We start from the raw sequence: 12,698 nt of genomic DNA, 5'->3' as shown, positions 1-12,698 counted from the left end.
TAAGAATTTTTAACTTTTATTTTTAGAATCTATTAAGATAGTTACCGGACCATCATTTAATAATTCTACCTTCATATCGGCGCCAAATTTTCCTGTGCCAACTTCTTTTCCAAGATATTTTTTGAAAACCTGAATAAATTCCTCATATAACGGAATGGCCACATCTGGCTTAGCGGCCTTAATATAACTTGGCCGATTACCTTTCTTGGTGCTGGCGTGTAAAGTAAACTGACTAACAATGATAGCATCACCATTTATATCCAAAAGTGAATTATTCATCACGCCGTCTTCATCATTAAAGATTCGCATATTCACGATCTTTCTACAAAGCCATTCTATATCTTCGGAAGTATCTTCGGCTTCAATACCAATTAATAATAAAAGTCCGAGACCTATTTCAGCATTCAATTGATTTTCGATAGTTACCGAAGCTTTTGTTACTCGTTGAAGTACTACTCTCATTTTTTGTATTGATCTATGCGATAAGGATCATCCTCCCCTTCAATAATTTGCAAATAACTTTTATAACGCGACCACGGAATTTCACCATCATCCAAAGCATCTTTTACGGCGCATTTTGGCTCATTTAGATGAAGACAATTATGAAATTTACAATCTTGTTTTAATTCAAAAAATTCAGGGAAATAATCACCAAGCTCTTCTTTTTCAATATCTACAACTCCAAATCCTTTAATTCCCGGAGTATCAATAATCCTGGCATCAAAACTCAGATCGAACATTTCAGCAAAAGTCGTGGTATGTTGTCCCTGCTTATGCTGTTCTGAAATTTCTAAGGTTTTTAAATTCAGGGAAGGTTCTAAAGCATTGATCAACGTAGATTTACCGGTACCACTATGCCCTGAAAACATTGAAGTTTTACCTAACATCATTTCTTTTACCTTATCTACATTTCTACCGCTTTTTGCAGAAATTCCTACGCATTCATAACCAATCTCACGATACATTTTTGCAAGGAATTTAATCTCCAAAAGTTCATCATCATTATAAGTATCGATTTTATTAAAAAGAAGCACTGCTTTTACATGATAAGCTTCTGCAGTAACTAAAAAACGATCAATAAAAGTGGTAAAAGTGGGAGGATTATTTAAGGTAACCATCAGGAAAACCTGATCGATATTGGCAGCGATAATATGTGTTTGCTTAGAAAGGTTTACAGAACGCCTGATAATATAATTATCACGATCGCTAATCTTTTTGATCACGCCCTGGGTTTGTTCTGAAATTTCTTCAAGATCAAACTCTACCTTATCTCCAACAGCAACAGGATTGGTACTTTTTATCCCTTTAATACGGAATTTACCTTTGATACGGCAATCATAGAATTCACCATTCTCTGCCTTTACCTGATACCAACTTCCTGTAGATTTATATACCGTTCCTCTCATTTACATGTTTCCCTCTAATTAAATACCTCGCAAAATTACACAATTTCACGAGGTATTATCTTATTTTGGAAAATCAAGAAATCATTTTAATGCTTAATTATCTAAAATAGTCTGTTGGTGATTAATTGATTCCTGGTGAACAGCTTTAAATAATTTTAAAACAAACTCTTCACTTAAACCTACCTGCTCACCTTCTAATACCATTTTACCTAAAATCTCATTCCAACGTTTCGTCTGAAGAATCGCCACGTTTTGTGATTTTTTCACATGACCTATATCTTCAGAAATCTTCATACGTTTTGCCAAAAGCTCGATCAATTGATTATCTGCAATATCGATCTTCGCTCTAAGATTCTGTAGTTTATTCTGATAATCTTCACTTTCAGAAACCTCTTTTCTAATTTTTAGATCTTTCATGATCTGTACTAAAGTTTCTGGAGTAATTTGCTGTTTAGCATCACTCCATGCATTATCTGGATCCCAATGAGTTTCTACCATTAATCCGTCGAAATTAAGATCTAGCGCAGTTTGGCAAAGATCAAAAATAATATCACGACGTCCTGCAATGTGAGAAGGATCTAAAATTAAAGGAAGGTCTGGGAATTTATTTTGTAATTCGATCGCAATTTGCCACTCTGGATTATTACGATATTTCGATTTTTCGTAGCTAGAGAATCCTCTGTGAATCACCCCAAGATTTTTAATATCTGCAGTGTACATACGCTCTACCGCACCAAGCCATAAGGCTAAATCTGGGTTTACAGGGTTTTTAATTAAAACAGGCTTATCTGTACCTTTAAGCGCATCTGCGATTTCCTGAATAATAAAAGGAGAAACTGTGGTTCTTGCTCCAATCCACAAAATATCTACATCATGCTTTAAAGCTAACTCCACGTGATGCGGATTCGCAACTTCTGTAGTGGTTAACATTCCGGTTTCTTCTTTAGCCTTTTGCAGCCATTTTAAACCTAAAGCACCAACACCTTCAAAGTTTCCTGGTCTTGTTCTTGGTTTCCAAATTCCGGCACGTAAAACTGTAGCATCGGTATCTTTTAACTGATGAGCAATTTTTAGCACCTGCTCTTCAGTCTCTGCACTACATGGCCCTGCGATTACCAACGGATGATCTAATCCAAATGCGTCTAACCAGTTTCTTAATTCTTTCTTGTTTTCCATGATAAAAAATTTAGCTAATTCCGTTTAAAATTGATTTTATATGATTTGTACGTTCCATTTCGTTGTACACTTCGCCAAATTCGTCATTGGCGATCAAGTCTCTAAAAGAGCTTAAATTCTGAATATATTCATTTAATGTTTCCAGCACATTTTCTTTGTTCTGCTGAAAAATGGGCGACCACATTGCCGGCGAACTTTTTGCCAGTCTTACCGTTGAAGCAAATCCACTTCCCGCCAAATCGAAGATATCACGCTCATTTTTCTCTTTTTCGAGCACTGTTTTCCCCAGCATAAAAGAGCTTATATGCGACAAATGTGACACATACGCAATATGGCGATCGTGAGATTCTGGATCCATATATCGAATACGCATTCCTATTTTTCTGAAGATTTCCATACCTCGCTCCTGAAGTTTAAAAGCTGTTTTTTCTACTTCACATACGATATTGGTCTTTTCTTTGTATAAATCTTTTATAGCTGCTGAAGGTCCTGAAAACTCTGTTCCCGCAATAGGGTGCGCCGATAAATAATTTCTTCGTTTTGGATGATCCTTTACCGCTTCACATAATTTGAATTTTGTAGAACCGGCATCGATTATCAAAGTATTATCTCCGGCATGATCTAAAGCTTCTTTTAAAACCTTGATACTTATATCTACCGGCACAGCTACAATTGCAACGTCACTGTCGGCAAGATCTTCCATCGTTCCGGCAACATCGATAAAACCGATCTCCAATGCTTCCTTCACATGTACTTCGCTTTTATCGATACCAAAAATGCTACTTTCAGGAAAAGATTCTTTTATTGCCAAAGCAAACGAACCACCAATAAGACCTACACCAATTATACTTACTTTCATCCCTTAATTCGTTTAATGGCTTCATCTACATTTTTCTCTTCTGTACATAATGAAAAACGAATATAACCTTCGCCCATATCTCCAAAAATGAAACCTGGCGCAGTAAAGATGCTATGCTTGTGCAACAAGTTATCTACAAATTCTTCAGAAGATTTTCCTTCAGGAACTTTACACCAAATAAACATTCCTGCCTGTTCTTCGCCCGGGGTACATTCTAAAGCTTCTGCTAACTCCAGAATTTTCGCTCTTCGGCTTTTATAAACCGAATTCATAGAATCGAACCAGTTTTTATCTAATTTCAATGCTGCAGTAGCGCCAGCTTGCACGGGATAAAACATCCCACTATCCATATTGGTTTTAACCTTTAGAACCGTATCGATGTTTTTAGCGCTTCCACTCAACATTCCAACACGCCAACCCGCCATATTAAAACTTTTGCTCAAACTATTCAGTTCTAACGCAACTTCTTTAGCGCCTTCAGCCTTCAAAATGCTTTTAGGGTTTTCATTCAGGATAAAACTATATGGATTATCATTTACAATAAGAATTTGATGCTTTTTTCCAAAAGCAATTAATTGCTCAAAAACCTCGTCTGTAGCCGATGCTCCTGTTGGCATATGCGGATAATTAACCCACATGATTTTTACTTTACTTAAATCTTTCTGCTCTAATTCATCGAAATTCGGCAACCAGTTTCCTTCTTCTTTTAGATCATAAAAAATCGCGTTCGCACCAACCAATTTCGAAACCGAAGTATAGGTAGGATACCCAGGATTAGGAATTAACACCTCGTCACCTTCGTTTAAATAGGCCATAGAAATATGCAAAATTCCCTCTTTACTTCCCATTAATGGGATAGTTTCGGTTTCAGGATCTAATGATACCTGATAATACTTTTGATAGAACCCGGCAATCGCATTCCTAAAATCAGCTGTTCCTTTATACGGCTGATATTGATGCGCACCATTTTGAGTTAAACCTTCATTTAAGGCGGCAATCACCTGTGGCGGTGGCGGTAAATCTGGGCTACCAATTCCTAAATTGATAATGGGTTTACCTGCGGCCTGCAAGGCACGAACTTCTCTTAATTTTGAAGAGAAATAGTACTCTTTTACATGTTCTAACCTATTGGCTGGTATCATTATTAAACGTTGTTTTTATATGTTCCAAAAATTCTTAATTGCTCGGTCATCATTCCCAAAACTTCCATCGCTTTACAGAATCGCTCGTAATCATCGAAAGTGATATCGATAAAAAAGCTGTATTTCCAGGGAGTTTCAATAATTGGCATACTTTGGATCTTGGTCATGTTTAGATCAAAATCGCGCATAATATTTAATACTGAAACTAAACTCCCCGTGCGACTTTCTAACTCAAACTTCAACGAAGCTTTATCGATCTTCTCGCCGTTTGGTTCTTTTTTGGTTTTACTGATGATCAAAAATCGAGTAGAATTACTCTTTTTTGTATGAATGTCTGAAGCCAGAATATCCAATCCAAAAATTGAAGCCGCCGCAGTACTTGCTACAGCCGCTACATGCTTTGATTGTTTTTCTGAAATTCTTCTGGCAACCTCAGCAGTATCTGTATCTTCAATTAATTTAATATTGGGGTATTTTTTGAAGAATTCTTTACACTGCAGTAAAGCCATGGGATGAGAATATACTTTTTTGATCTGGTCGATCTGCTGACCTTTTAAAGCCATCATATTCATTGCAATTGGGATATAATGTTCACCAACCACATGCAGATCATTCTCGTCGATCAATGCATAATTAGGAAGAATAGAGCCTGCGATAGAATTTTCGATCGCCATAACAGCTTCCTGGGTTTCCCCGGCAACAAGGCTTCTTACCAGTTCCTGGAAAGACATACATTCTAAAATCTCAACATCTTCACCATAATATTGCTGAGCAACCAAATGATGGAAAGACCCCTGAATTCCCTGTATTCCTATGACTTTTTTCATTCAAAAATTGATGTAAAAAAAAAGTCCCGACTTTTAGATCGAGACTTTTATATAATATTGTTTGCTTAATTACATACCATTCCCGATCTCTACTCCTTAAAATAGAAATAAAAATAAAAGAATGTGTTCCAAGTAATTAAGTTCTTCATCTGTTCTTTGTTACGCTGACTAAAGTATAATTATATTTTAATATGAAAAACCCTTTTTTCACTTTTTTTCAGATAAATGTACTTTTTACGAATCTTTTTATATTTCAGTTTTTTCAGAAGAAATCTTGCAGCAAAGCCATTTTTAAAAAGCCTGTTTTTAAATTATAAATACTAATACTGAAAAATAAGATTTTGAATCCATCTACGTTAATACTTAAAGCTCCTTTTGCCAAGCCATTTTTATGCTTACTTTTGGGCTAAAGCTTCTAATATGTCGATTTCAGTAGAAAAAATATCAAAATTTTATGGGGAACAAAAAGCCCTAAACCAGATTTCATTTTCTATTGAAAAAGGTGAAATTGTGGGTTTTCTTGGTCCAAACGGTGCCGGGAAATCTACTTTAATGAAAATCTTAACCGGTTATCTTAAACCTTCTGAAGGAAATGCCAGTGTAAATGGTTTCGAGATCGATAAACAATTACACGATCTACAAAAAAGTATTGGCTACCTGCCAGAACACAATCCTTTATATACAGAAATGTATGTTAGGGAATATCTTGCGTTTAATGCTAAAATCTACGGAATTAAGAAAGATCGTATAGAAGAGGTGATTAAATTAACCAATCTTACTCCTGAAGCCAATAAAAAGATCGATCAGCTTTCTAAAGGTTATCGCCAACGTGTTGGTTTGGCCGCAGCTTTATTGCACGATCCACAGGTGTTGATCTTAGATGAACCTACCACGGGATTGGATCCCAACCAACTTGTAGAAATTAGAAGTCTAATTAAGAATATCGCCAAAAACAAGACAATTTTTCTTTCTACTCATATCATGCAGGAAGTTGAGGCGCTTTGTGATCGCGTGATCATTATAAATCATGGCGAAATTATCACCAACCAAAAATTAACCGATCTTCGTAAAGGCCAGGAACAAATTATTGAGGTAGAATTTGATTATCGTATCGAAATGGTAGCGCTACAAAAGCTTCCGCATTTGAAAAACGTGAAGAATCCAGCAGGTTTTGTTTATGAACTTACTTTTACCACAACAGAAGATATGCGCCCGGCTGTTTTTGACTTTGCTCATGATAACGGACTAAAAACACTTCAGCTAAATCAAAAATCTAAAAATCTGGAAAGTTTGTTTACTGAACTAACTCAGCAATCTAAAGCTTAATAATCGACGTTTTTCACGATAATTTTTTCAGAAGGCATATCAAAGGTTAGTACATCGCCAATCCAGTTAATTCCCATAATTCCTTCGTAAATCAAACCTTCAATAAATGTTGCTCGGAAGTTAACTTTTTCAGCATTCATTTTTAGGTCGCTAAGTTTCGAAACTTCAGCAAAATAATATTGGTTTCCTTCTTCAGGTTTAAAAGAGCTCGGGATATATTTACTATCAACTTTCGTTGAATCAATTCCAAGCGCTTCCATATATCTTGAATTGAAACGATAAACATCAAAACCGGCACCACTATCCAAACCAACATGCAATTCCAAAGAATCAATTTTCACCATAGTTCCTATGCTCACCTTTATATTTCTATCATTATTAATTTCCAAAGGCATTTCAAAATCCATATTTACTTTTCGTTGCTGAAGTGATTTTTCAGATTCAATAATCAGTTTTTTTTCAGCAAAATTAATCGTGAAAGCTTTTTCCTGAAATGCCGTCAATGAAATTAATCCGTCTAACGGAAAATCGATATCATATACCGCAAATTGCTCATTTTCGTTGCCAAAATCTCCAATTCCTAAAACCTCTGAATGATATAGATCTGAAGTTATCGCCTCTCCGGTGGCACGATGCCCGGTATAAAAATGAGTTGTTTTTTCAAGATTATCGATTTTATCGGCAAAATCTTTGGTTAGTAAATTCATACCAGCACCGGTATCGAACACAAAATTCCCAGAAACACCATTTACCGTCGCCCTAATCATAATGTGACCATTTGGACTCAATTTAAACGGAATTTCGATCTTTTCTTCTGAATAATTTTGTGCGTAAAATAAACTTGGAATAAATAGAAATGTTATTACTAAAATTGCTCGCTTCATAATATCCTCTTTCTTATTCCACGAATTGCTAGCGGCTTTGTTACAAAAAAAAGCCTCATATTTTATCGAATATGAGGCTTTAGCAATCTTCCTTTTTCAGTATTAATTCTGCTATTTCTTTTCTGAAAGTTTTAAAATATCACCAAAAACGCCACGTGCAGTCACCGCAGCTCCGGCACCGGCACCCTGAATCACAATTGGGCGATCGCCGTAAGACTCGGTATAGATCTCGAAGATAGAATCTGCTCCTTTTACCTGTCCCAAACTGCTATCATCTGGCACAGAAACCAAAGCAACTTCCAACTCCCCTTTGTCCTGCTGTAAATCTCCAGAAAGATCACCAATATATCGCAATACGTGATTTGGCTTTTGCTCTTCTTTTACTTTTTGATAAGTAGCGTCTAATTCTTCTAATCTCGACACAAATGTTTTCGCATCACCGCCACGTAAATCTTCAGGAACAAGATTCTTAATTTTCACATCGCTAAATTCATTCTGAAGATCCAGCTCTCTTGCCAAAATCAATAATTTTCGGCCTACATCATTTCCGTTTAAATCTTCACGAGGATCTGGCTCTGTAAATCCTTTGTCTATCGCTTCTTTTAAAACACTGCTAAACGTGCGATCTTCCGCAGAAAAAGTATTGAATAAATAACTTAAAGTTCCTGAAAACACACCCCGAATTCTAGTAATATTTTCTCCGGAAAGGTGTAAAATTCTAATCGTATCGATTAGCGGTAAACCGGCACCAACATTAGTTTCATATAAATATTGTTTCTGGTTTTTCTCTAAATTCTCACGCAATTCCTTATAAAAATCGAAACCTAAAGTATTCGCAATTTTATTTGAAGAAACCAAATCGAAACCGTGATCTACCAGTTTATTATAATTCTGAACAAAAGTTTCGCTGGCCGTATTATCTACCGCGATCAGGTTTTCTAAATGGAATAATTTCGCGTATTTGATCACCTCATCGATCGAGGCTTCCTGCTGCGCTTCTTCTAATTGTGCTTTCCATTCTGATCCAATTCCGGTAGCATGAAGCAATAACTTTCTGGAATTAGAAACCGCAAAGATATTTAGTTTTACTTTTTTACGTTCTTCAATAGTTGCTGCCGAATCTAAGATCTGATTGATTAGAGTACCACCAACCGTTCCATGGCCAAAAATCGCAATATTGATCTTTTTACAAATCTCGAAGATCTCACCATGAATTACATTTAGGGCTTTGTTCAGCTGTGATTTTTTCACCACCAAACTCACATTTTTCCCGGTCACAGTATTGTTAAAAAGCAAAGGAACGATCAGATTTCTAATCAGCGCATCGTAAGGTTTATGAAACGTACTTAGATCCTGCCCAACGATCGAAATCACCGAAACATCATCAACTACAGATATTTTATTCACATCTTTGGAATAAAAATCGCTCTCAAATTCACGCTCTAAAGCTTTTACCGCGCGCACCGCATTTTCAGCGTCTACCACCAAACCAATTCCACGTTCCGAAGAACCCTGCGAAATTATACTCACACTTATTTGGGCATCGCCAAGTGCACGGAAAATCCTTGCATCTACACCAGATTTCCCCAGTAGACCACGACCTTCTAAATTCAGCAAAGCCGTATGTTCTAAAACCGAAAGAGACTTCATTCCTTCCTTATTCGGTTTTGCCGTGATCAAAGTTCCCTGATTGTCATTATTGAATGTATTCAGGATTCTAAGCGGAATATTTTTTTCAATTAACGGAATAATGGTTTTGGCGTGTAAGATCGTCGCTCCAAAATTCGCAAGCTCGTTCGCTTCGTTATAGGAAAGCTGGTCGATTCGTTGTGCACTCGGAACCAAATCTGGATTCGCAGTATAAATTCCGTCTACATGGGTATAATTCTGCAACTCTTCAGCATCCAGGTAATTTGCGATTAACGAAGCTGTGTAATTACTACCATTTCTACCTAAAGTTGTAGTTTCATTTTTAGTATTCGAGCCAATAAAACCGGTAACGATATTCACCGTTTTGCCATTAAATTCTTCAAAATGCTCCAGAACATTTTCTTTTGAAAGTGCATCCAATGGCTGGGCATTTCCAAAAATATCATCGGTTTTAATCAATTTACGCGTATCGGTAAAATTGGTTTTGTAACCGCGCTGTTTTAGAATTTCAGTAATTAATTTAGCCGACATTAATTCGCCCTGAGAGAGTAACTGATCTTTGATCTTCGCGCTGTAATCGCCCAGCAAACGAACACCTTCAAGTAGTTTTTCGATATTTTTAAATTCTTCTGAAAAATCTACAAAATCATATTCTGAGATCTGGTAGGCTTTAAATTTCTCGAAAGCCGAAGCAAAATCTTCATTTTCTGATGCTTTTTCCAATAAATTTTCAAGCTGATCTGTGGTTTTTCCTCTTGCTGAAACCACTACCGCAATACGTTCTTCATTTTTGATCTTTTCTTCAATAATTTCTAAGACCGTATTGATACCTTCTCCGTTGGCGAGAGATTTTCCGCCAAACTTTACTACTTTCATTTTATTTGCTTTTTGAAAAATGCCTGCAATTATATTTTCCAATTGTTTAAATTCGATCAAAAATGCATCGTGACCATGTAACGAATGGATTTCGCCATAAGTCACTTTATTGCTGCTTTGTGCCAGCTGTTTGTATGTTTCCCTGTTTTCTTCCGCAGTAAAAAAGAGATCTGAATCTACCCCAATAATGCAAATATTGGCATTGATACTTTCTAAAACCTTATCCAGCTCTGGCCTACCGCGAGAAACATCGATCGTTTTTAAAAGCTGATTCATTAATTTATAAGCCCCTACCTGAAATCGCTCCTGAAGTTTAGCACCATGATGCAGCAACCAGCTTTCTACATTAAAAACCTGAAGTTCTTCGTTTTGGGTTCTTTTAAAACGGGATTTAAACGACTCGGGCGTGCGGTAACACAACATGGCGTGCATACGCGCATCGTGCACCGGATTTTTAGAATTATTTAAAAACAGCTCCTGAATTTGGCAATTAGCGATAAGCCAGTCGGTCGATTTCCAATCGGTTGCTACGGTGATTAAATTATCGGTAATCTCCGGACTTAAAGCAGCCATTTCCCAGGCGATTCCGCCTCCAAGCGAACCACCAACCAGTGCAAAAAGATGCTCGATTTTTAACGAATCTAAGCCTAAAAGAAAGATCCTGGCGATATCTCTTGCTACAAAATCTTTATAGTTATCGATTAGAATTCCGTCATAACCATTCCCGGGCACATTAAAAGCCAGAATGGTATATTTATCGGTATCGATACATTTCTCTGTCCCTACAACATCTTTCCACCAACCTGTTTCTCCGGCAACTTCAGAATTTCCCGTAAGCGCATGATTAATCATCACGATAGGCGCCGAATGTAATGGCTGGCCAAACACGTGATACGACAATGTAATATCCTGCTTAGCACCGCTTAATGTGGTAAAATCCTTAAGTTGTAATTGTAATAAATCTTGTTTCAACTTTTCCCTTTTTAAACTTTTGAAAGTTTAAAACCGACTGAAAACAGCAATAACCCTTTGATGGGTGCGCGCTTCGTTATGATCAAGAAAAGTTTGTGAGAATAATTCGATGAAGAATCTATCTGTTATCTATCCGGAAATCGGTAGAACGTAGCACCTTCTTTGTTGGCAAAGGGTTGCTAAGGCTTCAGCGGGTCTATTCCCTCGGCCTTTCTTGATAACAATCAGTAAGTTTCTGAACTTTGTAAGCACAAATTACGGTAATAATTTGCGATCGACCAACATTTTTTTCAATTAGTATTGAGTAGTTAGATTTTTGATCATTTTCCTTTTTTCCATTGATGAAAAAAGAAAGAAAAAAATCTAGGCTTACGAAACTTGCTCTAAATTGTACATTCGGAAGCTAAATTTTAGGAACTCGCTTTGCTCAAACAGCCTAAAATTTTCAACGCTTCTATCACTTCCAATTTTACGATCAATTTTCGATAGGCCAATTACTTTAGAAAATGAAATTTAATAATATAAGACCAATTCAAAATTCAAAATAATTAAATCCTGATCTACACGTCAAAAGTCTAAATTCTAACATCTAAGAGCGAAGCGGTCTTAAGACTAAAACACAGCTTCAGCAATTTGCTTGATATTTGAACTTTTTCCCATTGAATAAAAATGCAATACGGGTACGCCGGCGGCTTTTAATTCTTTGGTTTGTTCGATCGCCCATTCAATTCCTACCTGGCGGACCTCCTTATTATTTTTACAAGCTTCAACACTTTCTATTAATGTCTGCGGAAGATCGATACTAAATACATGCGGCAACAATTGTAAGTGCTTTTTAACAGCTATTGGTTTAATCCCCGGAATAATTGGCACATTAATTCCCATTGCTTTCGCCTTTTCTACAAACTCGAAATACGCCTGATTATTAAAGAACATCTGCGTTACCACGTAATCTGCTCCCGCATCAACCTTTGCTTTCAGCTTTTTAAGATCGGTTTCTAAAGAAGGTGACTCTAAATGCTTTTCAGGATAACCGGCAACACCAATACAAAAATCAGGATGATTTTCAGAATCGATAACTTCATTCAGATATTTTCCTTTTGAAAGATCACGAATCTGTCCTACAAGTTCATTAGCGTAAATATGCCCACCTTTTGTTGGTTCAAAATAACGCTGATGTTTCATCGCATCACCACGCAAAGCCATTACATTTTCGATTCCCAAATAATGACAATCTACCAAAACATACTCGGTTTCCTCTTTCGTAAAACCGCCACACAAAACATGCGGAATCGTATCTACATCGTACTTTTGTTTGATCGCAGCACAAATCCCAACAGTTCCCGGGCGCATTCTGGTAATTTTACGTTCTAATAATCCATCGTCGCGCTTAATGTAAATATGCTCTTCTCGCGAAGTGGTCACATCTATAAACGGCGGATTAAATTCCATTAAAGGATCAATATTATCATATAATTCCTGAATATTTTTCCCTTTTTGTGGCGGAACGATCTCGAACGAAAACAAGGTTTTCCCTTTTGCTTTCTCTATATGCTCGGTTACTTTCATTGTCTTAAGCT

Annotated in this window: 10 protein-coding genes and 1 riboswitch; of the genes, 1 reads left to right on the top strand and 9 read right to left on the bottom strand. The window is 36.6% G+C overall.

The annotated features are described in order from the left end of the window. Positions 1-9: 9 nt before the first annotated feature. The 6 genes from dtd to BM201_RS05825 all read right to left on the bottom strand — a co-directional run bounded on the left by dtd (position 10) and on the right by BM201_RS05825 (position 5,410). The gene (gene dtd, locus BM201_RS05850; protein ID WP_092540416.1) at positions 10-462 is read right to left on the bottom strand and encodes a D-aminoacyl-tRNA deacylase; all 453 of its coding nucleotides are present in this window, start codon (positions 460-462) and stop codon (positions 10-12) included. Then, positions 459-1,406, bottom strand: a complete 948-nt coding sequence (rsgA, locus tag BM201_RS05845) for a ribosome small subunit-dependent GTPase A (protein WP_092540414.1) — start codon at positions 1,404-1,406, stop codon at positions 459-461. Before rsgA ends, dtd begins: the two co-directional genes overlap by 4 nt. Positions 1,407-1,499: 93 nt before the next feature. Then, positions 1,500-2,582, bottom strand: coding sequence for a bifunctional 3-deoxy-7-phosphoheptulonate synthase/chorismate mutase type II (locus BM201_RS05840; protein ID WP_092540412.1), 1,083 nt, complete (start codon positions 2,580-2,582; stop codon positions 1,500-1,502). A gap of 10 nt (positions 2,583-2,592) precedes the next feature. Further along, positions 2,593-3,441 (bottom strand): prephenate dehydrogenase, encoded by an 849-nt coding sequence (locus BM201_RS05835; protein WP_092540410.1) that lies wholly within the window; start codon positions 3,439-3,441, stop codon positions 2,593-2,595. Then, positions 3,438-4,583: a pyridoxal phosphate-dependent aminotransferase gene (locus BM201_RS05830; RefSeq protein WP_175486988.1), complete on the bottom strand. Its 1,146-nt coding sequence runs from the start codon at positions 4,581-4,583 to the stop codon at positions 3,438-3,440. Before BM201_RS05830 ends, BM201_RS05835 begins: the two co-directional genes overlap by 4 nt. A gap of 2 nt (positions 4,584-4,585) precedes the next feature. Further along, the gene (locus BM201_RS05825) at positions 4,586-5,410 is read right to left on the bottom strand and encodes a prephenate dehydratase (RefSeq protein ID WP_092540406.1); all 825 of its coding nucleotides are present in this window, start codon (positions 5,408-5,410) and stop codon (positions 4,586-4,588) included. A 420-nt stretch (positions 5,411-5,830) separates the two neighbouring features. Here BM201_RS05825 and gldA point away from each other — a divergent pair, with 420 nt between their 5' ends. Next, a complete protein-coding gene (gldA, locus tag BM201_RS05820) occupies positions 5,831-6,736 on the top strand; it encodes a gliding motility-associated ABC transporter ATP-binding subunit GldA (RefSeq protein WP_092540679.1) in 906 nt (301 codons plus the stop codon). On the opposite strand, the gene BM201_RS05815 is transcribed toward gldA, so the two are convergent. From BM201_RS05815 to metF, 3 genes are all read right to left on the bottom strand, one after another. Continuing rightward, complete coding sequence (locus BM201_RS05815; RefSeq protein ID WP_092540404.1) at positions 6,733-7,620, bottom strand: retropepsin-like aspartic protease; 888 nt, start codon at positions 7,618-7,620, stop codon at positions 6,733-6,735. The two genes, gldA and BM201_RS05815, sit on opposite strands and share 4 nt — an antisense overlap. Before the next feature lie 111 nt (positions 7,621-7,731). Further along, complete coding sequence (gene thrA / locus BM201_RS05810; protein ID WP_092540402.1) at positions 7,732-11,118, bottom strand: bifunctional aspartate kinase/homoserine dehydrogenase I; 3,387 nt, start codon at positions 11,116-11,118, stop codon at positions 7,732-7,734. A gap of 122 nt (positions 11,119-11,240) precedes the next feature. After that, a riboswitch (SAM riboswitch) is annotated at positions 11,241-11,342 on the bottom strand. A gap of 388 nt (positions 11,343-11,730) precedes the next feature. Then, entirely contained in the window at positions 11,731-12,687 is a 957-nt protein-coding gene (gene metF / locus BM201_RS05805; RefSeq protein WP_092540400.1) for a methylenetetrahydrofolate reductase [NAD(P)H], read from the bottom strand. Positions 12,688-12,698: the final 11 nt, after the last annotated feature.

Source organism: Zunongwangia mangrovi (assembly GCF_900112105.1).
In the GTDB taxonomy this organism is placed as follows: Bacteria; Bacteroidota; Bacteroidia; order Flavobacteriales; family Flavobacteriaceae; genus Zunongwangia; species Zunongwangia mangrovi.
The sequence above is the reverse complement of the archived record's forward strand: the minus strand, read 5'-3'. Positions and strand labels throughout refer to the sequence as shown.

Bases quoted from the DNA above. Each gene is read 5' to 3' on its own strand.
- metF (WP_092540400.1), bottom strand. From the start codon at position 12,687: ATGAAAGTAACCGAGCATATAGAGAAAGCAAAAGGGAAAACCTTGTTT.
- BM201_RS05815 (WP_092540404.1), bottom strand. From the start codon at position 7,620: ATGAAGCGAGCAATTTTAGTAATAACATTTCTATTTATTCCAAGTTTA.
- BM201_RS05840 (WP_092540412.1), bottom strand. From the start codon at position 2,582: ATGGAAAACAAGAAAGAATTAAGAAACTGGTTAGACGCATTTGGATTA.
- BM201_RS05830 (WP_175486988.1), bottom strand. From the start codon at position 4,583: ATGATACCAGCCAATAGGTTAGAACATGTAAAAGAGTACTATTTCTCT.
- dtd (WP_092540416.1), bottom strand. From the start codon at position 462: ATGAGAGTAGTACTTCAACGAGTAACAAAAGCTTCGGTAACTATCGAA.
- BM201_RS05825 (WP_092540406.1), bottom strand. From the start codon at position 5,410: ATGAAAAAAGTCATAGGAATACAGGGAATTCAGGGGTCTTTCCATCAT.
- gldA (WP_092540679.1), top strand. From the start codon at position 5,831: ATGTCGATTTCAGTAGAAAAAATATCAAAATTTTATGGGGAACAAAAA.
- rsgA (WP_092540414.1), bottom strand. From the start codon at position 1,406: ATGAGAGGAACGGTATATAAATCTACAGGAAGTTGGTATCAGGTAAAG.
- BM201_RS05835 (WP_092540410.1), bottom strand. From the start codon at position 3,441: ATGAAAGTAAGTATAATTGGTGTAGGTCTTATTGGTGGTTCGTTTGCT.